A 22,607-nucleotide genomic window follows, 5' to 3' on the forward strand; every position below is an offset into this window, starting at 1 on the left:
CGAAGTATTCGCATTTACAAAGAATTTACATCTGCATACACTTTGGCTCCCCGTCGGCGTCCACCACGCCGGCATTCGCCAACCCGAGTCATTGCGCCGCCAGAGCGCAAACCTCGCACCGAAGGATCCTTCAGCAGATGAAAGACGTAGCGTCGGGAGCGCTCCTGCTCAGTCTCTCCACTTTTGCTCTCTCCGCAGTGGCGGCCCCCGTGGCCATCAACCTGCCCAAGCAGCCCCTGGCCGCTTCCCTGGAGCAATTGCAATCCGCAACCGGAATGCGGATTTCCTATGATCGTGCCCAGATCGCCAAGGTTGGCGCGCCGGCACTCAAGGGCAACATGGAGCCGAGCGAGGCACTCGATCGTCTGCTGGCGGACAGTGGCCTGCAAGGCACGGTCAATGGCAATAACGCGCAGGTCAGCGGTACCGCACGCGGCGCGTCGGGCACTGACAGCGTCGACCTGGGCGCCACCGAGATCGTCGGCGCCGCCAGCGTGGCGCCGGGTACCACCGAAGGCACCGGCTCCTACACCACGGGCGTGATGCAGACTTCCACCAAGCTGAACATGACCGTCCGCGAAACGCCGCAGTCGGTCAGCGTGGTCACCCGCCAGCAGATGGAAGACCAGAACATGCAGGACCTCGACGACGCGATCCGCGGCGTCACCGGCATGACCGTGCAGCAGTACGGCCCGGCCCGCGTGAGCTACGCGGCGCGCGGCTTTGACGTCGACAACATCATGTACGACGGCCTGGCCACCAGTATTTCCACCTACACCCAGGACGTCATCAGCGCCGCCGACCTGGCGATGTTCGACCGCGTCGAAGTGGTGCGAGGCGCCACCGGCCTGATGCAGGGCGCCGGCAACCCGGCTGCTGCCGTCAACATGGTGCGCAAGCGTCCGACCCAGGACTTCCACATGAGCCTGGAAGGCAGTGCCGGTTCCTGGGACCGCTACCGCAGCCAGGTCGACGTATCCGGCCCGCTGAACAGCGAAGGAACCCTGCGTGGTCGCGCGGTGGCCGCCTACGAGACCCGCGACAGCTTCCAGGACGTAGTCAGCGGCGAGCGCGGCGTGCTCTACGGCATCACCGAGGCCGACCTGAACCCGGACACCACCCTGACCCTGGGGGCGTCCTACCAGAACGACAACAAGAACGACAACTGGGTGGGCCTGCCGGCGCCGCTGGGTGGCCGTCACCTGGACCTCAAGCGCTCCGACTACTACGGCGCCGACTGGTCCTACTGGGATACCACCACCACCCACCTGTTCGGCGACGTGGTGCACCGCTTCGACAATGGCTGGCAGATGAAGGTCGCCGCCGACAAGCTGTGGGCGCGCATCGAGATGCTCGGCCTGTACAACAGCTGCTACTACACCGAAGGCTGCCCGACCATGACCATGGGGCCGGGTCAATACTCCTACACCGACGACCATCAGAGCTACGACGCCTTCGCCAACGGCCCGTTCCAGGCCTTCGGTCGCGAGCATGAACTGGTGTTCGGCGGCAGCTACCGCGAAGAGCGCTTCGACGGCCACGGCGGCTGGGGCGACCTGACCTACAACGACGGCTCGCCGGTGACCCCGTTCGACCCGACGAAGTGGGACCCGAGTTCGGTGCAGAAGCCGAACATCGACATGAGCCTCTGGAACATGAAGCTCGACCAGGAGCAGAAGGGCGCATACGTCACCACCCGCCTGAACGTCGCCGACCCGCTGAAGGTCATCCTCGGTGGCCGGCTGGACTGGTACGAAGCCGACCCGCACAACGACACCGGCACCCAGAAGGTCACTCGCAACGTCACCCGTTACGCCGGTGTGGTCTACGACCTGAATGACGTCTACTCGGTCTATGCCAGCTACACCGACATCTTCAAGCCGCAGAGCAACTTCGACGCCAGTGGCAGCCTGCTCGACCCGATCACCGGCAAGAACTACGAGATCGGCCTGAAGGGCGAGCACTTCGGCGGTGCGCTGAACACCCAGCTGGCGATCTTCCAGATCGACCAGGAAAACCGCGCCACCGACGACACCAGCGGCCCCTCGCCGTGCCCCAGCTCGCCGACCTCGATCTACTGCTCGCGCGCCTCGGGCAAGGTCCGCAGCCAGGGCGTGGACATGGAAGTCAGCGGTGCCATCACCGAGAACTGGCAGGCGATGGCCGGCTACACCTACGTCGACGCCAAGTACAAGCACGACAGCAACGAGGACAACGTCGGCAAGCAGTTCGACCCCAGCAAGCCGCGCCACCTGTTCAAGCTCGCCACCAGCTACACCCTGCCGGGCGAACTGCACCAATGGCGCGTGGGCGGCAACCTGGTGACCCAGAGCCAGACCGAGGACACCACCACCGGCTTCCAGCAGGGCGGCTACACGGTGACCAACGCCATGCTCGGCTACAAGGTCAACGAGAACATCGATACCCGGGTGAACTTCAACAACATCTTCGACAAGTACTATTACAGCGGCATCAGCTTCGGCAACCTGAACTACGGCGAGCCGCGCAACCTGATGTTCACGGTCAAGTACTCGATGTGACCCGTTTGGCCTGAACGAAAAAGCCCCGCATAGCGGGGCTTTTTCATGCCTTCGATTTCACTGCGAAGTCTATGGCGTCCGGTCCCCTCGTAGGATGGCGTGGAGCGAAGCGATACCCATCGATTGGCCGGCAACTCCGCTGATGGGTATCGCTTCGCTCCACCCATCCTACGACTGCATTTCCATGGATATTTCGCGGCAGGCTGAAGTGCCGGCGCATAACCTGTTCCAGGTTATGCGCCCTACGTATCTGCAAGGAGGGGTCAGGCGCGGCCTTCGGCCTTCTCGAACAGATCGAGCAAATCGCGCAGCGTGCTTTCCAGGTACTCGCCCGCACGGTAAGCCGGCTTGAGCGCATCGCCACCCGCCACCACATCCTGCGGCCGTTCGATAAAGCGGCCCACCGGCTGGAAGTCGCCATCGAGCGCCAGCACTACCGGAATCAGGATGCGATCCAGCTCCATGCGTTCGCGAAGGTCATCTTCGGCACGACCCTTGGTGATCACCGCCAGCTCCACTCGCGGTTGCAGGCGCTGCAGATGGTCCATCACGGTGACGTTGATCTGGCAGTCCGGGCACCACATCTCGCCGGCGATCAGCAAACGGTAGTGGCCTTCGACGCCCTGGATGCGGCGCAGGGTATCGGCGCTGATCGTGCCGGGCTCGGCCAGCAACTGCTGGACCTTGCGCACGCCGGCGATCTCGCCGGCCAGGCCGTGGGCGACGAAGGCGTCGAAGCCTTCACCGATGGAGAAGAGTTCCTCATAGGAGGCCATGGGGATTTCCTTGAAGCGGGTGATGGCTCATCCCAGCAGAAATCCCCGTGGCGGGCAATCAGCTCTTGGCGGTCTGCGCCTTGGCGGCCGCGAGGTAGGGCGCCAGGCGCCGGCCCATTTCCTCGCCCAGCGCCTGCAGGCCGCTGAGCGGGCGGACCATCACCTCGAACTCGACGATCTTGCCGTCTTCGTCGAAGCGGATCATGTCGATGCCCTTGAGGTCCTTGCCGTTCACCGTGGCGCTGAACTCCAGCACCACGTTCAGGCCGTCGCCGGTGGCCAGCTCGCGGTGGTAGGTGAAGTTCTCGAACACCTGCAGCACGGTGTTGAGGATGGTCGAGACCACCGGAGCGCCGGGGTAGGGCGAGTGCGCCATGGGCGAGCGGAACACCGCGTTGGGTGCCAGCAGTTGCGGCAGGTTGGACAGGTTCTTGGCGGCCACCATCTGGTGCCAGCTGGCCAGCGAAGCGGCGGCCTGGGGGTGCAGGTTCAGTGCGGTCACGGGAATAGCTCCTGAGCTTCTTGTTGTTCGCTCAGGACGATACGGCCGGTTCGGCAAGTCGCTCAATGATCGGAAATGACAGAAGACTGATCCTGGCGTACAGGGCTCTCAGTGCGTGGCCGGGCTGATCAGGTAGCTCACCAGCTGTGGATCGTCCCCCGGCTCGATGCTCTGCACCGGACGCGGCAGGTCGGCGAACACGGCTTTCCAGAAGGCCGCCGCCACCTCATCCTGGGAATAGAAGCGCACCAGCCAAGGGCCGGGATTTCCCAGCAGCACCTGGTTGGCCAGGGCGCGGCCAATCCCCATGCGACGGTACTTCTTCAGCACGAACAGGTCCGACAGCTCCAGCGCGTCGATGCCCGGCAACTCACTGCCTTCCACCAGCAGGAAGCCGGCGATGAAGCCGTCGGCGAGGATCAGGTTGGCGCTCCACTCCGGCTCGCTCCAGTAGCGCGCCAGGTGTTCCTCGTGAATGTAGAAGCGGCCGTCGACTTCCACGTCTTCGTCTTCCCAGTCCGATGACTCATAGGCGTAGTACTGGTAGAGGTTGCGGATCAGGTCCTGGTGTTCAGGGCCGGTCTGCACCAGCTGGATGGACAGATCGTTCATGGTCGGGAGGCTCGCGGGAAGGCGGAAGAGGGCGCGTGACCGCCATTGTCGCCCATTCCCGTGGTAATGCCAGTGGCAGACGGGTTTGAACCTCGCCTCGGCAGGGTGCGATGATGCAGGCGCCTCCACCTTCGAGACCCCGCCGTGCGAACCGATAGCCGCCTCTCGCGCATGCTCCACGTGCTGCTGCACATGGCCCGCGATGACCAGCCCGTGACCTCCGAGCGCATCGCCCAGATGCTCGGTACCAACCCTGCGGTGGTGCGGCGGACCATGGGCGGCCTGCGCGAAGCGGGCTACGTGCGCTCGGAGAAGGGCCATGGCGGCGGCTGGACGCTGGACTGCGACTTGGCCCAGGTCACGCTGCTGGATGTCTACCGCGCGGTGGGCAGCGAGCGCCTGTTCGCCATGGGTTTCGACAACGTGCACCCGGATTGCCTGGTGGAAAAGGTGGTCAATGACGCACTGCAGGACGCCATGGAACAGGCCACCGCTATCCTCCTGGAGCGCCTGGGCGCCGTGTCCCTGGCAGATCTCGCCGAACGCTTCACCATGCTCTACCCGAAAGACCACTGAGGGTTTCTGGCTGAAGTGCCGGTCGATGACCGGCGTTGACCCGGCTTGCCTGATCAGGTTACTTTAAAAGTAACGAAAGATTCGAAGCGTCACGTACAATCCCACCAGGAACCCTCCCATGACCGACCTCCTGAACTCGCCGCTGGCCGGCGCGCTGTGGACCTGCCTTGCGCTGGCCATTGCCGCATCCGCCCTGTCCATGACCGTCACCCAGACTGAACTGTTCGCGCCACTGCGCGGGCTGGCCTGGAAAGTCCACCCGCAGGTCGGCCACCTGTTCCAATGCTTCTACTGCTTCAGCCACTGGGTGGTGATCGCCGGCACCCTGGTCTACCGTCCGGTAGTGATCGCCAGTGGCTGGGCGCCGGTCGACTGGCTGGTGGCGACCTTCTTCACCATCGCCCTGACCGCGATGTTCTGCGGGCTGCTGTTCAAGGTGTTCCTCACCGCCATGGCCAAGGCCGTGAGCGAGCGGGAGCTGAAGAAGCTGTTCGCAGGCGAGTGAAACGCAAGGGAATCTGCATGAACCACTCCGAACTGATGGCCCCTTTCCACGACCCCGACGCCGCCGCGCGCTACGCGGAAAACCCGCCGCGTTTCGTGCCCGGCCTGTTCGATCTGCACCGCATGGCGGCGATCCTGCTGGCCGAGCAGGCGCCGCACGACGGCCATTTGCTGGTGCTTGGCGCGGGCGGCGGCATGGAGCTGCGAGCCTTCGCCGAGGCACAGCCGGCCTGGCGCTTCACCGGCGTCGACCCTTCCGCCGAGATGCTAGCGGTGGCGGCCCAGATGCTCGGGCCGAACGCCCAGCGTGCCGACCTGCTGCAGGGCTATGTCGAAGACGCACCAGAGGGCCCGTTCGACGGTGGCGCCTGCCTGCTGACCCTGCACTTCCTGCCCGAGCCGGAGCGCCTGCGCGTGCTGCGGGAGATCCATTCCCGGCTCAGGCCAGGCTCTGCCTTCGTGATGGCGCATCTTTGCGTACCGCAGGGCGCTGGCGAGCGTGCGCGCTGGCTGTCGCGCTATGCCGAGTTCGCCGTCAGCGCCGGCATGGAACCCGCCAATGCGCAGCAGGCTCGCAGTGCCGTGGATGCGTACCTGAACATCCTCACACCCGAGCAGGATGAAGCGCTGCTCTGGGAAGCAGGATTCAGTCGCATCGAGGCCTTCTATGTCGGCTTCGCCTTCCGCGGCTGGGTCGCGCTCGCCTGAAGGACTCTGCAAGGACGATCTCAAGGGTTCGGTCTGCTAGGCTGGTGTCCCGTTTTGCGCTGGACGCCAGTCGATGCAGGTTCCTTCCACCCACGTCATCCACCAGACCGAGCACTGGCTGCTCAATCACCATCTGGCGTCTGCCTTGCCGGGCTACCTGATGCTCGGCTCGAAGCGGCCGGTGGAATCCCTGGCCGATCTGCCGGAGGCCGCGTTGGCGGAAATGGGCGTGTTGATGGCGAAAGTCCAGCGCATCCTCGAAGAGACCCTGCAACCCAAATGGCTGTACATCGGCCGTTTCGGCCATTCACCGGGCTTCCCCATCCACTTCCATTTCATCCCGGTATACGCCTGGGTAGAGGAACTGTTCTGGGCCGATGCGCGCTACCGTTCGCTCACCCAGTTCGCTCATGTCGAAGACGCCGCCACCCAGACCGACGGCGCCGAGCTGACCCTGTTCGTCTGGCGCGAATTCGGCGAAGCGCCCGTGCCGCCCGCAGTGCAGGGGCCGCCGGTCGAGCAGGTGATCGAGTGCTTACGCAGGCGTTTCGTCCAGCCCCAGTGACGCCAGCAACCAGTCATGGAACAGCTGCGCCGCCGGTGACAGCTGGCGGTGGCGCAGGGATACCAGGTATTCGCCGCGCTCGGTGACCATGGCCAGATCAGTCACCCTTTGCATCTCGCCGTTAGCCACTGCTTCGTCGGCCATGAAGCCCCAGGCCAGGCCGATGCCCATGCCCTGTTGCACGGCGCGGTAGGCGAGGGTGAGCTGGTTGAACACCGGGTCGCTTTCGGCCGGCTGGTAGTCCTTGCCGAAGTGGCCGAACCAGTCGTGCCAGTCCAGGCAGCTCCAGGCCGAGGTATCCAGCTGCACCAGCGGGGCGGCGGCGAGCTGGTCGAGGGTGGTGATGCGGGTGGCATCGAAGTCCGGCCGGGCGACGGGGTAGACCACTTCCGGCAGCACGAAGCGGCTGTCCAGGGTGGTCCAGTCGCCCCCGCCGTAGAGGATGCCCAGGTCGAAATCCACCAGGCTGGCTTCGTCCATCTCGTTGATCGCATGAACATGCACCGCAATGCCCGGATGCGCCTTGTTGAACTCGATCAGCCTGGGAAACAGCCAGAACTGCGCCATGGCATGGGTCGCCAGTACCGACACGGCGTTACTCTGGTGAACGTTGCGGATGCGCCGCACGCTGTGTTGCAGACGGTCGAGGAGCATGTCGACGGTACCCAGCAGTTCGACGCCGGCAGCGGTGAGGGTGACGCCACGGGGTTTGCGCTCGAACAGCGGCACCTTGAGGCTGTCTTCCAGCGCGCGCATCTGCTTGCTTACCGCGCTCTGGGTGAGGAACAGCTCGGTGGCGGCCTGGGTGAAGCTGCCATAGCGGCCCACGGCCTCGAAGGTGATGAGGGTTTCCAGGGGCGGCAGGGTGCGCAGGTAACGGCTGATGGCGGCTCTCCGGTGAAAGGTCTTAGGTATTCCTGAGGGGAATGTCTCGGTGCGGATTTATCCTTGGTCAGAACCTATCACAACCGCTACCGTGGCGGCTCTTTATGGGCATTCACCGAAGTATCGAGGTTGTTGGAATGAAGCGCGGGGTGGTCTATGCAGGCATGGCAGGGGCAATCTGGGGCGGGGTGATTCTCGCGCCGTCGCTGGTGCCGGAATTCAACCCGCTGCTGATCAGTTCCGTGCGCTTTGCACTGTATGGCGCCATCTCGCTGCTGATTGCCTTGCCGGTGGCACTGGGCCTGATGCGCCGGGTCAGCCGCGACGACCTGCTGATACTGATACGCCTGTCCCTGGCCGGCAACCTGCTGTACTTCGCGCTGCTCTCGGCAGCGGTGCAGTTCGCCGGGGTGGCGGCAGCCTCGCTGATCAACGGCATCATGCCGCTGGCGATCGCCTACCAGAGCCGTTCCGAGCAGGATTCGCTGCCGCTGTCGCGGATGAAGTTGCCACTGGTGCTGGTCGCGCTGGGCATCCTCTGCATCAACCTGGATCCAACGGCCTTGATGGCCTCCGGCAGCACGCCGGGCGAACGCATCCTCGGCATCGTCTGCGGCTTCTGTGGCGTCGCCTGCTGGTCCTGGTACGCCAGCGCCAACGCGCGCTACCTGAAGGCCAGTCACTTCAACAGCCACGAGTGGTCGACCCTGATCGGCGTGGTCACTGGCGCGATGGCGGTGGTGCTGGCGGGCTTGGGCGTGCTGATCGCACCCCAGGCGGTGCCCTCGGGCATTTCCTCGGAGCGCTGGATGGTGTTCCTGTGGGTGTCACTGTTCCTTGCCGTGTTCGGTTCGTGGGTCGCCAATGGCCTGTGGAACGCTGCCACGCGGCGCCTGCCGATGAGCCTGGGCGGCCAGCTGATCGTCTTCGAGACGCTGTTCGCCTGTGCCTATGCCTACATCAACGAGCAGCGGCTGCCGGGCCCGGTGGAGGCGCTAGCCATCGTCCTGCTTACCGTCGGAGTGCTTTGGGCCATCGGTCTGCACCGTGCGCCGGCAGAGGCTCCGGCACGCGCCATGGAGTCCTGATTCAGGCCTTGGGGCTGCCTTCCAGGCGCGGGCTCCAGTCCTCCACTGCGCCGTTCTCCAGGCGTCTGGACAGGGTGCGGCGCCAGTTCGGCGGCAAAGGCAGTTCCAGGCATTCACGCAGCACATCGGCGTCCACGCGTTTGTTGAACAGCACGGCGGATAGCCGCTTCAGCGACCACTCGGCATGGGGCCGCTCGACCAGTTCCAGTATTGCGCCGGCGGCCACCGCGCCTTCCTCCAGGACGCGGTAGTACCAGCCGGTACGCCCGGACTCCTGCACCCGCAGGGCCATCTGCGCCACCTCGAAACGGTCGTTGAGCTTCCAGCAGGGCATGCGCCCCTGGGACACCTCCAGCAAGGCCGTGCCAGCACGGATGCGGTCGCCCAGGCAGATATCCGCTTCGGTCCAGCCGGTGGTGCTGAAGTTCTCGCCGAATGCGCCGGGCCGGCCCAGCAGCCGATGCTCGCCCAGCTCGGTGGCCCAGTCCGCATAGTGCTCGCGGGGATAGTGGTGGATGGCCTTTTCGATACCGCCGTGCACGCGCAGGTCGCCTTGCTCGTCGTTCTCCAGCCCCAGCTTGGTCACCGCCAGACTGGCCTGACGCGCTTGCTTGGCGATGGCGCTGCGCGAGCCTGGGCGAGTGAAGGGCACGGCTTTGCCGGTGAGGAGGGCGGCGAGGGAAACGGCGGGCAGGCTCATGACGGGATTCTCGGGCTCGGAAATGGTGTCGACCAAAAACTACCTGGACAAAATCTGCCAGGACGGTAGGCTTTGTCAATGTTTCGATTCGATACCAAGTGCTCTTCCCATTCAATTTCGCGAGAGCCCGCCATGCAGAAATACCGCCTCATCGTCCGGCGCCACGGCCAGTTGCTCGGCCATTTCGATTCCGACCAGCCCTGGGCGAAGGAGGCCGTGGGCAGCATCGCCTGTTGCCTGGGGGAGCTGGGCTACGGCCTGGAACTGCTGGTGGCCGACAGCGAGCGCCGGCTGCTGGAAAGCTCGCCGTCGGGCATCAAGGTGCTGGCCAGCGAGCCGCTGTATCGGCCGATGCCGCTGGAAAGCCTCTGACGTGTTATCCGCCCTACAAGAGCGGGCTCCGCGTCTGGGGCCGGGCCCTGCGTAGGATGGCGTGGGGCGCGGCTATGCCCATCGATGCACATTGACCGGACTGTAGGAGCGAGCTTGCTCGCGAACCATTTTCCCGACGAATCCGGCGTCAAGCGGTTCGCGAGCAAGCTCGCTCCTACGAGATCAAGAGCCCGGCAGAGCCGGTCGCTCACCCCAGTTTTTGCGCCAGTTCGCCGATGAACTGCCGCAGCCACTCGTGGTGCGGCTTGTTGTGTCGCGCGATGTCCCAGACCATGAAGCAGCGGAACGATGGCACCGGGAAGGGAACCGGGCTGACGCTCAGGTCGGTCATCGCCGCATAGCTTTCGGCGGCGAAGCTGGGGATGGTCGCGATCACTTCGCTGCTCATCAGCGTCGTCAGCGCGCCGCTGAAGTGAGTGAAGGAAGCGGTGACGCGCCGGGCATAACCGGCGGCCTCGAACAGGTCGTCGATGAAGCCGCGCCGGCCATCGTAGGACACCCTCACATGATTCGCGGCGAAGTACTCCTCCAGGGCGATGGGCTCGTCCGCCGCCCGGCCGCGAGGGCGGAACAGGCAGGAGTAGGACGAGGAGAACAGCACCTGGGACGAGTAGCTGGTGTTGAAGTCCTTGGGCTCGCTACAGATCACCAGGTCCATGTCCGGGTCCTGCAGGGACTGTTTCCACAGCGAACTGTTGCTCTGGTGAAAGGCGAAGCTCACACCCAGGCCGTCTGCTGCGGCAGCGTTGACGATGCGCGGCGCAAGGTAGGCCTCGATATCGTCGGACAGGCCGATGTTGAACACGTAGCTGGAGTCGTGGGCGGAGAACTCCGGCTCGTTGCCCAGCACGCCGGAGATCGAGGTCAGCGCCTCGGCGATCTTGGGCGCCAGTTCCATGGCCTTGCGCGTGGGCTGCATGCCGGAGGCGGTGCGGATGAACAGTTCGTCGCCGAAATGCTCGCGCAGCCGGCGCAGTGCCGAGCTGACCGCGCCCTGGGTCACATGCAGCATGGCCGAGGCGCGCGTGGCGCTGCGCTCGGTCATCAGGCAATGGAAGGTGAGCAGCAGGTTCAGGTCGATCCGCGCGATATTACGTACGTTAATCCGGCTCATATTTCCTAATCGTTTGCCCTGCGGTCGTGGGGCTTCCTAGTCTGGCGTCCACACAACCATAACAAGGGATGGAGAATCCTGTGGACGCGATTTCGCAAAGCTTGGGTGCTAGCAGCATCCGTACCAGGGGCGGGCAGTCGGACATCCGCAAGCGGGCCATGGCGGTCGGCATCGGCAACTTCATGGAGTGGTTCGACTTCGCCATCTACGGCTACTTCGCCGCCGTCATCGGCATGCTGTTCTTCCCCTCCAGCGCGCCGGGCGTGTCGCTGCTCTCGTCGCTGGCGGTGTTCGCCGTGGGCTTCCTCTCGCGGCCCTTCGGCGCGTTGATCCTCGGCCCCATCGGCGACCGTTTCGGCCGCCGCGCGGTGCTGATCATCACGGTGTTCGGCATGGGCGTGTGCACCACCATCATCGGTCTGTTGCCCTCCTATGAGGCAATCGGCATCGCCGCGCCGATCCTGCTGATCGCCATGCGCTTCATCCAGGGCATGATGGTCGGCGGCGAGTGGTCCAGCGCCGGCATCTACATTGTCGAGAGCGCACCGTCGAACCGCCGCGCCACCGCGGCCAGTGTGATCACCGGCACGGCCGGGCTGGCCTTCCTGTTCGGCACTTTCACCGCCGCGAGCATTTCCTCGGCGCTGGACGATGCGCAGCTGGCGGCCTGGGGTTGGCGCCTGCCGTTCGTGGCGTCCATCGTGATGACCGGTATCGCCGTGTTCATCCGCCGCAAGCTGGGTGATACCCCGGTGTACGAGGAAATGGTGCGCCAGCGTGATTCGCACAAGGCTCAAGCGCCGAGCAAAGCCGTGCGCCGCCGTGCCTTCATCACCACCTTCGCCTTCTCTGCGCTGTTCGGTGTGTCGCTCTACTACTTCATCACCTACGCCAACAACCACCTGGTCAGCACCGTCGGCATGCCGCGCAGCAGTGCGCTGTGGCTGTGCAGCATCGCGCTGGTGGTCTACGTCATCGTCAACCCGTTGATCGGCCGTCTGAGCGACAGCATCGGCCGACGCAAGCTGCTGCTGGCCGCGGCGGCTGCGCTGACGCTGCTGGCCTATCCGATCTTCCTGCTGCTCAACACCGGCCACCCGCTGGCGATTCTCCTCGGCCTGACAGTGATAGGCGTGCTGGTGGCGATCACGGCGGTCATGGACGTGGTGCTGCTGGTGGAAGTCTTCCCGGCCTCGATCCGCTCCACCGGCGCTGCGCTCGGCCACAACCTGGCGCTGGCCATTCTCGCCGGCCCCGGTCCCTTCATCGCCGCCGCGCTGATCCGCCAGACCGGCGATGCGAATCTCCCTGCGGCCTATCTCGCGGCGGTGTCCCTGGTGTGCCTGGTGGTGCTGTGGAAGACCCTGCCGGAAACCCGCGACAACGACATCAGCCGCTTCTAAGTCTTCAATCCAGGAAATTCAGGAGTCCCCATGACCCGTGTAGCAATCATCCAGGCCGCCTCCATTCCCTACGAGCCCATGGCCAGCGTCGAAAAGGCCGCCGGCATCCTGCGCCGCGTGGCGGAGCAGGGCGCGAAGCTGGCGGTATTCCCCGAGGCCTACATCGGCGGCTACCCCAAAGGCGCGGCTTTTGGCAGCGTGGTGGGCAACCGCAGCGCGGCCGGGCGCGATCTCTACCAGCGTTACGTCCAAGGCGCTGTGGCGCTGGATGGTCCGGAGCTGGCGGCGCTCGCCGAGAGCGTCGAGCAGACCGGAGTGACCACGGTGGTCGGTATCATCGAACGCTATGGCCGTACGCTGTACTGCACCGCCGTGACCCTGGTGCCCGGACGCGGCATTGCTGGTTACCACCGCAAGCTGATGCCCACCGGCCAGGAGCGCCTGATCTGGGGCTTCGGCGATGGTTCGACCATCGAGCCGGTGGACACCGAGTTCGGGGTGCTGGGCAGCGTCATCTGCTGGGAGAACTACATGCCAGCGCTGCGCCAGGCCATGTATGCGCAGGGCGTGCAGCTGTACTGCGCGCCGACGGCGGATGATCGCCCGTCCTGGGCTGCGTCCATGCAGCACATTGCACTGGAAGGCCGGGTGTTCGTGCTCTCGGCATGCCAGGCGATCCGCCTCGGCGAGTACCCGCAGCAACACCGCGAGGCGTTCGGCCTGACGCACCAGGAAGACGACTACGTGATGCGTGGCGGCAGCATGATTGTCAGCCCGCTGGGCGAGGTGCTGGCCGGGCCGGTGTTCGACTGCGAGACCGAGCTGTATGCGGACCTCGATATGGGCCAGCTCAGCCAGGGCAACCTCGACTTCGACGTCTGCGGCCACTATGCGCGGCCGGACGTGTTCGAGCTCAAGGTCAATACCGCACCCCTGCGCGCGGTGACTTTCGAGGGTTGATGGCGATAGCCCGGCACCGACGGGGGCCGGGCTTGCTTTGCTCAGCGCCCCACGCGCTGCTGCAGGTGCGCCGGATAGCGCTCACCGACGATCTCGATTTCGCGCAATGCCGCTTCGATGGCGCCTAGGTCGGTGGCGTCCAGCACCCGTGAGGCCGCGCCGAGGTTTTCTTCCAGCCGATGCAGCCTGGTGGTGCCGGGGATCGGCACGATCCACGGCTGCTGGGCCAGTAGCCAGGCAATGGCGATCTGCGCGCGGGTCGCGCCCTTGCTCTCGGCGATGCGACCGAGCACCTCGATCAGGCCCGCATTGGCCTTGCGGTTCTCCTCCGAAAAGCGTGGCACGACGTTGCGGAAATCGTTGGCCGAGAACTGCGTGCGCTCGTCGATGGCGCCGGTGAGGAAGCCCTTGCCCAGCGGGCTGAAAGGCACGAAGCCGATGCCCAGTTCGGCCAGCAGCGGGAGGATTTCCTTTTCCGGCTCGCGCCACCACAGCGAATACTCGCTCTGCAGTGCTGCCACCGGCTGCACCGCATGGGCACGGCGGATGGATTGCGGGCCGGCTTCGGAGAGGCCGAAGTGCTTCACCTTGCCTTCGCGGATCAACTCGCCGACGGTGCCGGCGACGTCTTCCATGGGCACGTCCGGGTCGACGCGGTGCTGGTAGAAGAGGTCGATGCAGTCGGTCTTCAGGCGCTTGAGCGAGGCTTCCGCCACCGCGCGGATGTTCTCCGGGCGGCTGTCCAGGCCGAGGGTAACGTCACCGTTCCTGAAGCCGAACTTGGTGGCGATCACGACCTGATCGCGCACTGGCGCCAGGGCTTCACCCAGCAGCTCCTCGTTGGCGAAGGGGCCGTAGGCCTCGGCGGTGTCGAAGAAGGTCACGCCGCTATCGAAAGCCGTACGTAACAAACGGATGCCATCGTAACGATCAACCGCTGGGCCATAGCCGTAGCTCAGGCCCATGCACCCCAGACCCAGTGTCGATACCTGCAGGCCATGCTGGCCCAGTGCGCGCTTGTCCATCGAAGTCTCTCCAGTTGAACGTCAGTCCTGAAGCGGGAAGGGCAGGATTGCCCGGCGAAACGTCTGGAATGGACTTTACTCAAGGACTTTGCAGGTGATTAGACGGGCAAAAGCGCATTCGCCTATGAGCCTGGCTCATGGGTTATCGCCGGGCATTCATGAGGTTGCCTCATAGGTCCAAACGCGTTTTGCTCCTTAATCGCAGGTCCGGCACGGCCTAGCATGGTCCATCAGTTCACTGGCCAAGCGGAGAACACCATGAACGAACCAGCCTCCACCGCCCACAAGGCTTTCGGCGACATCGCCCCGGCGCTGGCCGACTACACCGACCAGGTGCTGTTCGGCGATGTCTGGGAGCGCCCCGGCCTCTCGCCACGCGACCGCAGCCTGGTCACCGTCTCCAGCCTGGTGGCGCGCTATCAGGCCAACGAACTCCATTTCCACCTGGGCAAGGCGCTGGACAACGGCTTGACCCGCGAGGAGCTGATCGAGGCCATCACCCATCTGGCTTTCTATTCCGGCTGGCCCACTGCCTCAACTGCGCTGGGCGTTGCCCGCCGCGTGTTTGCCGAGCGCGACGCCGCCTGAGGAGTACTCCATGCAATACCGTTACCTGGGCCGTAGTGCCCTGAAAGTCTCGCCCCTGTGCCTGGGCGCGATGATGTTCGGCGGCGAAACCGATGAGCCAACCTCGCGGCGCATCATCGACAAGGCCTTCGAGCAGGGCGTCAATTTCCTCGACACGGCTGACGTCTATCACAAGGGTCGCTCCGAAGAGGTCGTCGGACGCGCAGTAGCCGCCCACCGGGATGACTGGGTGATCGCCAGCAAGTTCGGCAACGCCCTGGGCGATGGCCCGAACCATCGCGGCCAGTCGCGCAAGTGGATCTACCAGTCGGTGGAAGACAGCCTGCGCCGGCTGGGCACCGACTACCTGGACATCCTCTACTTCCACCGCACCGACGTCGATGCGCCGCTCGAAGAAGGGCTGCGCGCAGTGGGTGAGCTGATCCGCCAGGGCAAGGTGCGTTACTACGGCCTGTCCAACTTCCGTGGCTGGCGTATCGCCGAGGTGGTGCGCCTGGCCGACCAGCTGGGCATGGACCGACCGATCTGCAGCGAACCGCTGTACAACCTGGTGGACCGCACCGCAGAGGTCGAACAACTGCCCGTCGCCGGCCACTACGGCATCGGCGTGGTGCCCTACAGCCCGCTGGCCCGTGGCGTGCTTACCGGCAAGTACCGGCCCGGCGCCGAACCGCCCGCGGATTCCCGCGTCGGCCGTGGCGACAAGCGCATCCAGCAGACCGAATGGCGGCCCGAATCCCTGCAGATTGCCCAGCGCATCGCTGAACACGCCGTCGTCCGTGGTACCACTCCGGCTGCCTTCGCCCTGGCCTGGGTGCTGAACAATCCCCTGGTCAGCTCGCTGATCGCGGGGCCGCGTACGGAAGAGCACTGGGACGGTTACCTGCCGGCGCTGGACTTCGAACTGACCGCCGAAGACGAAGCCTTCGTGAACAGCCTGGTGCCGCCCGGCCATGCCTCCACGCCCGGCTATAGCGATCCTGCCTATCCCGTCGAAGGCCGCCCGGCCCGTTGAACCCACTCTTTTAACCGATCCATTTGCAGTGTCAGGAGCAATGCCGATGAAGACCCTTGGATATGCCGCGCAGAACCCGCAGGACCCGCTCGCGCCCTTCACCTTCGAGCGTCGTGCACTGCGCGACAACGACGTGGCGATGGACGTCCTTTATTGCGGTGTCTGCCACTCCGACCTGCACCAGGCCCGCAATGACTGGGGTTTCAGTCGCTACCCGATGGTGCCGGGCCACGAGATCGTCGGCCGGGTGACCGCAGTCGGCTCGAAGGTTACCCGCTACCAGGTCGGTGACGCCGTGGCGGTGGGCTGCATGGTGGATTCCTGCCAGGTGTGCGATCAGTGCCGCAAGGGCGAGGAGCAGCTGTGCCGCGAAGGCAATACCCAGACCTACAACGACCGCGATCGCGTGACCCGCGAAGCAACTCAGGGCGGCTATTCCAAGCAACTGGTGGTGCGCGAGGACTTCGTCCTGCGTGTGCCGGACGGCCTGGACCTGAGCAAGGCGGCGCCGCTGCTATGCGCCGGTATCACCACCTATTCGCCGCTGCGCACCTGGAACGTCGGGCCGGGCAGCCGCGTGGGCGTGGTCGGTCTCGGCGGCCTGGGGCATATGGCGGTGAAGCTGGCGGTCGGCCTGGGTGCCACCGTCACTGTGCTCAGCCGCACGGCGGACAAGCGCATTGACGCGCTGGAGTTGGGTGCCGACGCGCTGCTGGTGTCGTCCGATGCGCAGGCGATGAAGGCCGCAGCCAACAGCTTCGACCTGATCATCGACACCGTGCCGGTGAAACATGACCTCAAGCCCTACCTGCCGCTGCTCGATGTGGACGGCACCCTGGTGCTGGTGGGGCAGGTCGGTCCCATCGACGAGATCAGCAGCATCCCGCTGCTGATCGGCCGTCGGCGCATCGCCGGCTCGCCCATCGGCGGAATCGCCGAGACCCAGGAAATGCTCGATTTCTGCGGCAAGAAGAACATCCTGCCGGAGTGCGAGATGATCCGCATGGACGAGATCAACCATGCCTTCGAGCGCATGGAACGCTCCGACGTGCGCTACCGCTTCGTCATCGACCTGGCCACTCTCTGAGTGGTGTAAGCCGGGCGCGTGATGCGCCCGACTTTCAATCCTGATGACGCAGTGCGTCCACCAGCACCGTGAAGGCGCGGGATTTCTGCCGCCGGCTCGGGTAGTAGAGGTGGTAGCCGGGGAAGGTCGGGCACCAGTCTTCCAGCACCTGCTCCAGGCGCCCGGCGGCGACGTGCTCGGTGACCATGTCGGCGGGCAGGTAGGCGAGGCCGAAGCCATCCAGCGCCGCGCGAAGGATGTGCGGGCTGCTGTTGAAGGTCAGCTGGCCTTCGACTCGCGCCTTCACTTCGTGACCGTCCTTGGCGAACTCCCAGGCCATCAGTCCGCCGTAGGTCGGCAGGCGCAGGTTCAGGCAGTCGTGGCCGGCCAGCGCCGGTACATCCAGCGGGCGGCCCTCGCGGGTGAGGTAGGCGGGGCTGGCGACCACTGCCATACACAGGTCCGGGGCGATACGGACGGCGATCATGTCCTTGGCCACCTGATCGCCCAGGCGTACGCCAGCGTCGAAGCGTTCGGCGGCGATATCGGTCAGGCCGTAGTCGATGCTCACCTCGACCTTGATGTCCGGATAATCCGGCAACACTTTCGCCAGCTTCGGCCAGAGCACGGTGCTGGCCGCGTGTTCAGCGGCGGTGATGCGCAGGGTGCCGACCGGCTTGTCGCGAAAGTCGCTGAGGGCCGCCAGCTCGGCTTCGATCTCCTCGAAGCGCGGAGCCAGGGTATTGAGCAGGCGCTCGCCGGCCTCGGTGGGCGAGACGCTGCGAGTGGTGCGGCTGAGCAGGCGCAGGCCGAGGCGGGTTTCCAGCGCGCGGATGGTGTGGCTCAGCGCCGACTGGGAAACCCCCAGTTGCGCCGCTGCCTTGGTGAAGCTGCCTTCGCGCGCCACGGTGACGAAGGCGATCAGGTCGTTGAAGTTTTCCCTTGGCATTTCGGCTCCGCTGCATCCAGCGCGGCGGGGAGCCGCGCCGGGGCAGTGTATCTGATGGCTACAAGGTGACCACGACTTTGCCGAACTGCTGGTTGGATTCCAGGTAGCGGTAAGCCTCGACTATCTCGTCGAAGGTGAAGGTACGGGCGATCACCGGGTGCAGCGAGCCGTCCGCGAGGCCGGCGTAAATGAACGCTGCGGCTTCGCGCAGGCGCAGCGGATCTTCCAGCACTTCGTAGACGCGATAGCCACGCAGGACCAGCGAACGGCTCAGCACTTCGAACAGCGGGAAGGGCGTGGGCTCGGGGCTCAGGCCGCCGTACTCGATGAGGATGCCGCCCTCGGACATGGCCGCAGTCAGTGGCTCGAAGATCGGACCGCCCACCGGGTCGAACACCACCCGTGCGCCGACCTTGCCGGTGATCTCGAGCAGGCGCGCGCGCAGGTTCTCCGCTTCGCTGGCGATGACTTCTTCGGCGCCGGACTGCAGCAAGGCTTCACGTTTGGCCGAGGTGCGGGTCACCGCGATGGGCACCGCGCCCACGCTACGGGCGATCTGGATGGCGGCCAGGCCGACGCTGCTCGAGGCGGCGGTGATGACGACGACGTCTCCCTCGCGCAGCCCGGCCACCTGGACCAGTGCGCCATAGGCGGTGAGGTATTGCATCCAGGTGGCGGCGGCGTCACTCCAGGCCTGTCCCGGCGGGTTCTTTACCAGGCGAGCTTGCGGGACCACCAGGCGCTCTGCGTGGGTCGGATCCTGCTGCATCGAGGTCGGTGGCAGGACGCTCACTGCATCCCCCGGCAGGAACCCCTGCACCGCGCTGCCTACTGCTTCGACTACGCCTGTGGCTTCCAGCCCCAGCCCGGAGGGGAGCAGCGGGCTCTCGATATAGCGGTCCGTGCGCAGCAGCGATTCGGCGCGATTCAGCCCCAGGGCCTTGATCCGAATGCGCACTTCATCCGCGCCGGGTTGGCGAACGTCCACCGGTTCGATGCGCAGGACTTCCGGGCCGCCGAACTGGTGGAAACGAATGGCGCGGGTCTTGGTGCTTTCCATGTGATGCTCCCAGTCGAAAGTGATTTGACGTAAAGCGACTATCAGTCATGGGATTCGCTGGTTAAATGGCGTATAGAAACAGTTGGTCGAAATCAGGAGTTTCGAATGGATCGTCTGACCAGCATGGAAGTCTTCGTCCGCGCGGTGGACCTCGGGTCCTTCGCGGCGGCGGCAGATGCCCTGGAAATGTCCGCCCCCATGGTGGGCAAGCACGTGCGCTTTCTCGAAGAGCGTCTGGGCGCGCAGTTGCTGATGCGCAGCACGCGCCGGCAGAGCCTGACCGAAGCGGGGAGGATCTACTACGAGCGCTGCCGCACCCTGCTGGCCGATGCCGAGGCGGCGGACATCCTCGCCGCCGGAGAGGTAACCGAGCCCCGAGGTCGGCTGCGGGTGGCCATGCCCGTGCATTTTGGCCGGCGCTGTGTGGCGCCGGTCCTGCTGGAGCTGGCGCAGCGCTATCCGCAACTGGAGCTGGACCTGCGCTTCAGTGACCGCCTGGCGGATCTGGCGGAGGAGCAGATCGACCTGGCGATCCGCACCGGCGAGCCGCAACCCAGAGACGGCATCATCGCGCGGCGCATCGGCCGACAGCGCATGGTGGTGTGTGCTGCGCCGGCGTATCTGGAGGAGCACGGGCGGCCGGAGAATATCGAAGCGCTGGCCGAGCATCGGGTCCTGGTCTACCACCGCTCCGGGCGCATCAACCCCTGGTTGTTCCCCCGCGACGGGCAGGGGCCGGTGGAGTTCGCGCCGAACTCGCGGCTGCGTTTCGATGACCTGGCGGCCATTGCTGATGCGGCGGTACGTGACATGGGACTGGCGTGGCTGCCGTACTGGCTGGTACGCGAAGTCATCGAGGAAGGTGCGCTGGAGGAGTTGCTGCCGGGGCAGCCGGGCTTCCTCTACGACGTCCATGCCACCTGGCTGCAGACCGCCCAGCTGCCACGCAAGGTGCGGCTGGCGATCGATGCGCTGGTCGAGGTGATACCTGGGCGGGTAATGCCGGCGCAGGAATAGGGCGGCCTTGGCGGCCGCCCGGGGCATCACTTGGCTGGGGTGAGTTGCAGCACGCGGTCGCGGCCGCCTTCGGCGAGCAGGTAGCCGCCCTTGCCGTCGGGCACGATGGACTGCGGCGCCTTGAGGAAGGACAGGATGGTGTGCGGTTCGCCCTTGCCGTCCCACAGCAGCAGGCGGGCGCGGTGAGTGGAGTCTTCGCTGATCCACAAGCCGCGCTGGTCGCACATCAGGAAGGTGGGCTGGTTCAGGCCGGCGAGCAGCACCGGGTCCTTGCCGTCGTCACTGAATTGGTGCACGACGCCTTTCTTCTTCTCGGTGTAGAGCAGCCTGCCGTCGGTGCAGCGGGTGACGGATTCGGTTTCCTGCAGCTTGTCGCGGAGCACCGTCAGCTCGCCATCGCTCCAGCGGTAGCGCAGCAGCCGGCCGTTTTCGCCACGGTCCTCGATGGCATAGAGGTTTTCGCCGTCGTCCCACAGGCCTTGTACCGACTGGCCCATGAACAGGTCGGTGATCTTGCCGTCCTTGAGCATCTGCACCGGCCTGCCGTCGGACTCCTGGCTGAACACCCAGCCGCCCCGGGCGGCGATCATGCCATCGGGCTTGGACAGCCCATCGACCATGACCCGGCGCTGGCCGTCGGCGGCGATGCGCAGGATGTTGCCTTTGTCCTTCTTCAGCTCCTGGCTGACCAGCAGGCTTCCATCGGGCAGCGGAACCAGCGACGCGGCCTTCTGCACGTTCTTGTGCAGGACGGCGACGGACCAGTCATCGGTGGCCTGCACCGGATAGAAGCCTTGCCAGGCAAAGAAGGCAAGGGCGGCAACGACGATGGAGCCAGTGCCGGTCAGGACAAGGCGAACCAGCGAGCGACGGGGCGAACGCACAGAAGACTGGGGCATGTAGCGGCTGCCAAAACTGAAGGTGGGCAACACTGGGGCGATCCCTTTGGATTTATGCCTTCCTGGCATCCAGCGTGCAGCCGGGCATGGTAACCAGACAGTTCATCGGCGGGCTAGGGCGAAACGGCGTGATCGACATCACGTCGAGCAATGGAGCAAAACCGGGCCAATCGTCGTATAGCCGACACTATTGGGACGAATGTGCAGCGAATTGGCGGGTATTGCCTGGGCAATTTGCGGTGTTTTGTCGCGTTTGTGCTGATTTACAGGTCATGCGGGAGAACTGGGAAGACGGGCTGATGGCCAATGGCCTACAATTCCTGCGTCCTTTGCTGAGGACAATCCAGACGGCTGTTGCGGACAGGAAGTCCGCAACAGCCGTTTTCTTTTCCGCCTCTCACTGCGCCGGGCGTATCGCCTGAACCGCTTCCAGCTTCTGCAGCTTCAAGGGAGCTCCACGCAGGAAGGTGCCAACCTGACTGGCATCCATCGGCTTGCCGAACAGGTAACCCTGCGCGCAATCGCATTCCAATTGCTGCAGCTGACGAAGCTGCGCGGCGTTCTCCACGCCCTCGACGATTACCTTGAGGCCCAGTTCGCGACCCAGCGCGAGAGCGTTGCGCAGCACGATCAGTCGGCGCGGGTCGCCGTTGTTCACGTCGGCGATCAGGTGGCGGTCGAGCTTCATCTCGGTAAACGGCAGCTCCATCAGGCGCTGCAGGGTCGAGTGGCCACAGCCGAAGTCGTCGATGGCCAGGCCGCAGCCGAGCAGACGCAGGCGCAGCACATTCTCGAGGCTCAGCGGCGGTGCGTGCAGCGGCGAGCTCTCGGTCAGCTCGAAGGTGATACGCCGGGGATCGAAGTCCAACGCTCGCAGGTTGCGCTCTACGGCGGCGGCAAAGTCGGTCTGGGCGATCTGCTCGGCTTCCAGGTTGAAGGACAGCTTCAGCTCGTTGTTCCCCAGGCACCGCAGGGCCTCGACGGCCTGGGTCATCAGTTCGAAGAGCATGCTGTCGAGCTTGCCGGCACGCCGCAGCCCCGGCAGGAACTCGCTGGGGAGCAGAACGCTTCCGTCCTCCCGTTGCCAGCGCGCCAGCACCTCGAATCCATAAACCTGCGCGGTAGCCACGGAGACCTTGGGTTGCAGGTGGGCACGCAGACGTCCGTGGGAGGACAGATTGGCCGCTTCGACTTCGTCGTCTGCAGCGGCCTCGTTCAGGGGCAGGCCAAGCTGCGCTTCCCGGGGCTGGAAGTCGGCGAGCAGGGCGCGCAGGCGCTCCAGTGTCCCGGCTTCGTTGCCCAGCCAGAACACCTTCATGCCCTGCAACTGCAGCAGGTGGGAGAGGGCGCTCCAGGTGCCCGGCGCCATCTCCCCGCTGACGACCACGCCATGGGCCAGGCGTTCGCGAGCCACGGTCTGGAGAAACTCCAGGCGTGATACCGGGTCGATGCGTACATCGCAGATCAGCAGATGGACGCCCCCCTGGCTGCGCAGCCGATCCAGCGCGAAGGCATTGCTGGAGACCTCGGACAGGAAGCTGTAGCCCAGGTGATGCAGTGCAGTAACGGCGGTGGAGCGGTGCAGGCCGGAAGCCTGGAGTACCAGCGCGGAGAGCGGAGGCATGGATTTTTCTCATGAAAGAGTGGCCTGCCGCATTCTCG

24 protein-coding genes are annotated in these 22,607 nt (G+C 65.2%); 13 read left to right on the top strand and 11 right to left on the bottom strand.

Annotation, left to right across the window (positions count from 1 at the left end; all coding sequences use genetic code 11):
- Positions 1-137: 137 nt before the first annotated feature.
- Positions 138-2,540 (top strand): TonB-dependent siderophore receptor, encoded by a 2,403-nt coding sequence (locus ACKI1H_RS19190; RefSeq protein WP_138526425.1) that lies wholly within the window; start codon positions 138-140, stop codon positions 2,538-2,540.
- 263 nt (positions 2,541-2,803) lie between these two features.
- On the opposite strand, the gene ACKI1H_RS19195 is transcribed toward ACKI1H_RS19190, so the two are convergent.
- The 3 genes from ACKI1H_RS19195 to ACKI1H_RS19205 form a co-directional block, all read right to left on the bottom strand.
- On the bottom strand, positions 2,804-3,316 hold the full coding sequence (locus ACKI1H_RS19195; protein ID WP_440465958.1) for a thioredoxin family protein: 513 nt from the start codon (positions 3,314-3,316) through the stop codon (positions 2,804-2,806).
- A gap of 58 nt (positions 3,317-3,374) precedes the next feature.
- Positions 3,375-3,818, bottom strand: a complete 444-nt coding sequence (locus ACKI1H_RS19200; RefSeq protein WP_045207256.1) for a nuclear transport factor 2 family protein — start codon at positions 3,816-3,818, stop codon at positions 3,375-3,377.
- Between the two features lie 108 nt (positions 3,819-3,926).
- Entirely contained in the window at positions 3,927-4,430 is a 504-nt protein-coding gene (locus ACKI1H_RS19205; protein ID WP_138526427.1) for a GNAT family N-acetyltransferase, read from the bottom strand.
- 144 nt (positions 4,431-4,574) lie between these two features.
- Here ACKI1H_RS19205 and ACKI1H_RS19210 point away from each other — a divergent pair, with 144 nt between their 5' ends.
- The 4 genes from ACKI1H_RS19210 (at position 4,575) to ACKI1H_RS19225 (ending at position 6,783) form a co-directional block, all read left to right on the top strand.
- Positions 4,575-5,006 (top strand): Rrf2 family transcriptional regulator, encoded by a 432-nt coding sequence (locus ACKI1H_RS19210; protein ID WP_138526428.1) that lies wholly within the window; start codon positions 4,575-4,577, stop codon positions 5,004-5,006.
- Between the two features lie 118 nt (positions 5,007-5,124).
- Positions 5,125-5,511, top strand: coding sequence for a DUF1360 domain-containing protein (locus tag ACKI1H_RS19215; protein WP_138526429.1), 387 nt, complete (start codon positions 5,125-5,127; stop codon positions 5,509-5,511).
- A 17-nt stretch (positions 5,512-5,528) separates the two neighbouring features.
- A complete protein-coding gene (locus ACKI1H_RS19220) occupies positions 5,529-6,218 on the top strand; it encodes a class I SAM-dependent methyltransferase (protein WP_440465959.1) in 690 nt (229 codons plus the stop codon).
- Between the two features lie 73 nt (positions 6,219-6,291).
- Complete coding sequence (locus tag ACKI1H_RS19225) at positions 6,292-6,783, top strand: HIT family protein (protein ID WP_138526431.1); 492 nt, start codon at positions 6,292-6,294, stop codon at positions 6,781-6,783.
- On the opposite strand, the gene ACKI1H_RS19230 is transcribed toward ACKI1H_RS19225, so the two are convergent.
- A complete protein-coding gene (locus ACKI1H_RS19230; protein WP_440468889.1) occupies positions 6,754-7,668 on the bottom strand; it encodes a LysR substrate-binding domain-containing protein in 915 nt (304 codons plus the stop codon). The two genes, ACKI1H_RS19225 and ACKI1H_RS19230, sit on opposite strands and share 30 nt — an antisense overlap.
- 137 nt (positions 7,669-7,805) lie before the next feature.
- Between ACKI1H_RS19230 and ACKI1H_RS19235 the strand changes: the two genes are divergently transcribed.
- On the top strand, positions 7,806-8,756 hold the full coding sequence (locus ACKI1H_RS19235) for a DMT family transporter (RefSeq protein ID WP_440465960.1): 951 nt from the start codon (positions 7,806-7,808) through the stop codon (positions 8,754-8,756).
- Between the two features lies 1 nt (position 8,757).
- Here ACKI1H_RS19235 and ACKI1H_RS19240 read toward each other — a convergent pair whose 3' ends face one another.
- Entirely contained in the window at positions 8,758-9,456 is a 699-nt protein-coding gene (locus tag ACKI1H_RS19240) for an MOSC domain-containing protein (RefSeq protein WP_440465961.1), read from the bottom strand.
- Between the two features lie 132 nt (positions 9,457-9,588).
- On the opposite strand from ACKI1H_RS19240, the gene ACKI1H_RS19245 reads away from it, so the two are divergent.
- Positions 9,589-9,828 (top strand): cytoplasmic protein, encoded by a 240-nt coding sequence (locus ACKI1H_RS19245; protein ID WP_138526435.1) that lies wholly within the window; start codon positions 9,589-9,591, stop codon positions 9,826-9,828.
- A 208-nt stretch (positions 9,829-10,036) separates the two neighbouring features.
- Here the strand turns inward: ACKI1H_RS19245 and ACKI1H_RS19250 are convergent, their stop codons facing one another.
- On the bottom strand, positions 10,037-10,963 hold the full coding sequence (locus ACKI1H_RS19250; protein WP_440465962.1) for a LysR family transcriptional regulator: 927 nt from the start codon (positions 10,961-10,963) through the stop codon (positions 10,037-10,039).
- A gap of 80 nt (positions 10,964-11,043) precedes the next feature.
- Here ACKI1H_RS19250 and ACKI1H_RS19255 point away from each other — a divergent pair, with 80 nt between their 5' ends.
- Both ACKI1H_RS19255 and ACKI1H_RS19260 read left to right on the top strand, forming a co-directional pair.
- Positions 11,044-12,366 carry an MFS transporter gene (locus ACKI1H_RS19255; RefSeq protein WP_440465963.1) on the top strand — a complete coding sequence of 441 codons (1,323 nt, stop codon included), beginning with the start codon at positions 11,044-11,046 and terminating at the stop codon, positions 12,364-12,366.
- A 30-nt stretch (positions 12,367-12,396) separates the two neighbouring features.
- Positions 12,397-13,326, top strand: a complete 930-nt coding sequence (locus ACKI1H_RS19260) for a carbon-nitrogen hydrolase family protein (protein WP_440465964.1) — start codon at positions 12,397-12,399, stop codon at positions 13,324-13,326.
- Between the two features lie 41 nt (positions 13,327-13,367).
- Here the strand turns inward: ACKI1H_RS19260 and ACKI1H_RS19265 are convergent, their stop codons facing one another.
- Positions 13,368-14,351 (bottom strand): aldo/keto reductase, encoded by a 984-nt coding sequence (locus tag ACKI1H_RS19265; protein ID WP_440465965.1) that lies wholly within the window; start codon positions 14,349-14,351, stop codon positions 13,368-13,370.
- A gap of 258 nt (positions 14,352-14,609) precedes the next feature.
- Here ACKI1H_RS19265 and ACKI1H_RS19270 point away from each other — a divergent pair, with 258 nt between their 5' ends.
- Genes ACKI1H_RS19270 through ACKI1H_RS19280 form a run of 3 tightly spaced genes read left to right on the top strand, consistent with a single transcriptional unit; the run spans position 14,610 to position 17,041 of the window.
- Positions 14,610-14,939: a carboxymuconolactone decarboxylase family protein gene (locus tag ACKI1H_RS19270; protein WP_138526439.1), complete on the top strand. Its 330-nt coding sequence runs from the start codon at positions 14,610-14,612 to the stop codon at positions 14,937-14,939.
- A gap of 10 nt (positions 14,940-14,949) precedes the next feature.
- Positions 14,950-15,954 (top strand): aldo/keto reductase, encoded by a 1,005-nt coding sequence (locus ACKI1H_RS19275; protein ID WP_440465966.1) that lies wholly within the window; start codon positions 14,950-14,952, stop codon positions 15,952-15,954.
- Between the two features lie 46 nt (positions 15,955-16,000).
- On the top strand, positions 16,001-17,041 hold the full coding sequence (locus tag ACKI1H_RS19280) for an NAD(P)-dependent alcohol dehydrogenase (RefSeq protein WP_440465967.1): 1,041 nt from the start codon (positions 16,001-16,003) through the stop codon (positions 17,039-17,041).
- Positions 17,042-17,075: 34 nt separating this feature from the next.
- On the opposite strand, the gene ACKI1H_RS19285 is transcribed toward ACKI1H_RS19280, so the two are convergent.
- Both ACKI1H_RS19285 and ACKI1H_RS19290 read right to left on the bottom strand, forming a co-directional pair.
- Entirely contained in the window at positions 17,076-17,969 is an 894-nt protein-coding gene (locus ACKI1H_RS19285; RefSeq protein WP_440465968.1) for a LysR substrate-binding domain-containing protein, read from the bottom strand.
- Positions 17,970-18,027: 58 nt separating this feature from the next.
- Positions 18,028-19,029, bottom strand: a complete 1,002-nt coding sequence (locus tag ACKI1H_RS19290) for a zinc-dependent alcohol dehydrogenase family protein (RefSeq protein ID WP_440465969.1) — start codon at positions 19,027-19,029, stop codon at positions 18,028-18,030.
- Between the two features lie 105 nt (positions 19,030-19,134).
- Here ACKI1H_RS19290 and ACKI1H_RS19295 point away from each other — a divergent pair, with 105 nt between their 5' ends.
- Complete coding sequence (locus ACKI1H_RS19295; RefSeq protein ID WP_440465970.1) at positions 19,135-20,046, top strand: LysR substrate-binding domain-containing protein; 912 nt, start codon at positions 19,135-19,137, stop codon at positions 20,044-20,046.
- Positions 20,047-20,072: 26 nt separating this feature from the next.
- On the opposite strand, the gene ACKI1H_RS19300 is transcribed toward ACKI1H_RS19295, so the two are convergent.
- Both ACKI1H_RS19300 and ACKI1H_RS19305 read right to left on the bottom strand, forming a co-directional pair.
- Complete coding sequence (locus ACKI1H_RS19300; RefSeq protein ID WP_440465971.1) at positions 20,073-20,945, bottom strand: hypothetical protein; 873 nt, start codon at positions 20,943-20,945, stop codon at positions 20,073-20,075.
- Between the two features lie 397 nt (positions 20,946-21,342).
- Positions 21,343-22,569, bottom strand: coding sequence for an EAL domain-containing response regulator (locus ACKI1H_RS19305; RefSeq protein WP_440465972.1), 1,227 nt, complete (start codon positions 22,567-22,569; stop codon positions 21,343-21,345).
- Positions 22,570-22,607 lie beyond the last annotated feature (38 nt).

The organism is Pseudomonas sp. YH-1 (genome assembly GCF_051990045.1).
Classification (GTDB): Bacteria; Pseudomonadota; Gammaproteobacteria; order Pseudomonadales; family Pseudomonadaceae; genus Pseudomonas; species Pseudomonas nicosulfuronedens.

Excerpts from the sequence above, each read along its gene's own strand:
- ACKI1H_RS19220 (WP_440465959.1), top strand. The coding sequence starts at position 5,529 with ATGAACCACTCCGAACTGATGGCCCCTTTCCACGACCCCGACGCCGCC.
- ACKI1H_RS19225 (WP_138526431.1), top strand. The coding sequence starts at position 6,292 with ATGCAGGTTCCTTCCACCCACGTCATCCACCAGACCGAGCACTGGCTG.
- ACKI1H_RS19215 (WP_138526429.1), top strand. The coding sequence starts at position 5,125 with ATGACCGACCTCCTGAACTCGCCGCTGGCCGGCGCGCTGTGGACCTGC.
- ACKI1H_RS19300 (WP_440465971.1), bottom strand. The coding sequence starts at position 20,945 with ATGCCCCAGTCTTCTGTGCGTTCGCCCCGTCGCTCGCTGGTTCGCCTT.
- ACKI1H_RS19280 (WP_440465967.1), top strand. The coding sequence starts at position 16,001 with ATGAAGACCCTTGGATATGCCGCGCAGAACCCGCAGGACCCGCTCGCG.
- ACKI1H_RS19305 (WP_440465972.1), bottom strand. The coding sequence starts at position 22,569 with ATGCCTCCGCTCTCCGCGCTGGTACTCCAGGCTTCCGGCCTGCACCGC.
- ACKI1H_RS19235 (WP_440465960.1), top strand. The coding sequence starts at position 7,806 with ATGAAGCGCGGGGTGGTCTATGCAGGCATGGCAGGGGCAATCTGGGGC.
- ACKI1H_RS19270 (WP_138526439.1), top strand. The coding sequence starts at position 14,610 with ATGAACGAACCAGCCTCCACCGCCCACAAGGCTTTCGGCGACATCGCC.
- ACKI1H_RS19275 (WP_440465966.1), top strand. The coding sequence starts at position 14,950 with ATGCAATACCGTTACCTGGGCCGTAGTGCCCTGAAAGTCTCGCCCCTG.
- ACKI1H_RS19285 (WP_440465968.1), bottom strand. The coding sequence starts at position 17,969 with ATGCCAAGGGAAAACTTCAACGACCTGATCGCCTTCGTCACCGTGGCG.
- ACKI1H_RS19250 (WP_440465962.1), bottom strand. The coding sequence starts at position 10,963 with ATGAGCCGGATTAACGTACGTAATATCGCGCGGATCGACCTGAACCTG.
- ACKI1H_RS19245 (WP_138526435.1), top strand. The coding sequence starts at position 9,589 with ATGCAGAAATACCGCCTCATCGTCCGGCGCCACGGCCAGTTGCTCGGC.
- ACKI1H_RS19265 (WP_440465965.1), bottom strand. The coding sequence starts at position 14,351 with ATGGACAAGCGCGCACTGGGCCAGCATGGCCTGCAGGTATCGACACTG.
- ACKI1H_RS19190 (WP_138526425.1), top strand. The coding sequence starts at position 138 with ATGAAAGACGTAGCGTCGGGAGCGCTCCTGCTCAGTCTCTCCACTTTT.
- ACKI1H_RS19195 (WP_440465958.1), bottom strand. The coding sequence starts at position 3,316 with ATGGCCTCCTATGAGGAACTCTTCTCCATCGGTGAAGGCTTCGACGCC.
- ACKI1H_RS19260 (WP_440465964.1), top strand. The coding sequence starts at position 12,397 with ATGACCCGTGTAGCAATCATCCAGGCCGCCTCCATTCCCTACGAGCCC.
- ACKI1H_RS19295 (WP_440465970.1), top strand. The coding sequence starts at position 19,135 with ATGGATCGTCTGACCAGCATGGAAGTCTTCGTCCGCGCGGTGGACCTC.
- ACKI1H_RS19205 (WP_138526427.1), bottom strand. The coding sequence starts at position 4,430 with ATGAACGATCTGTCCATCCAGCTGGTGCAGACCGGCCCTGAACACCAG.
- ACKI1H_RS19290 (WP_440465969.1), bottom strand. The coding sequence starts at position 19,029 with ATGGAAAGCACCAAGACCCGCGCCATTCGTTTCCACCAGTTCGGCGGC.
- ACKI1H_RS19240 (WP_440465961.1), bottom strand. The coding sequence starts at position 9,456 with ATGAGCCTGCCCGCCGTTTCCCTCGCCGCCCTCCTCACCGGCAAAGCC.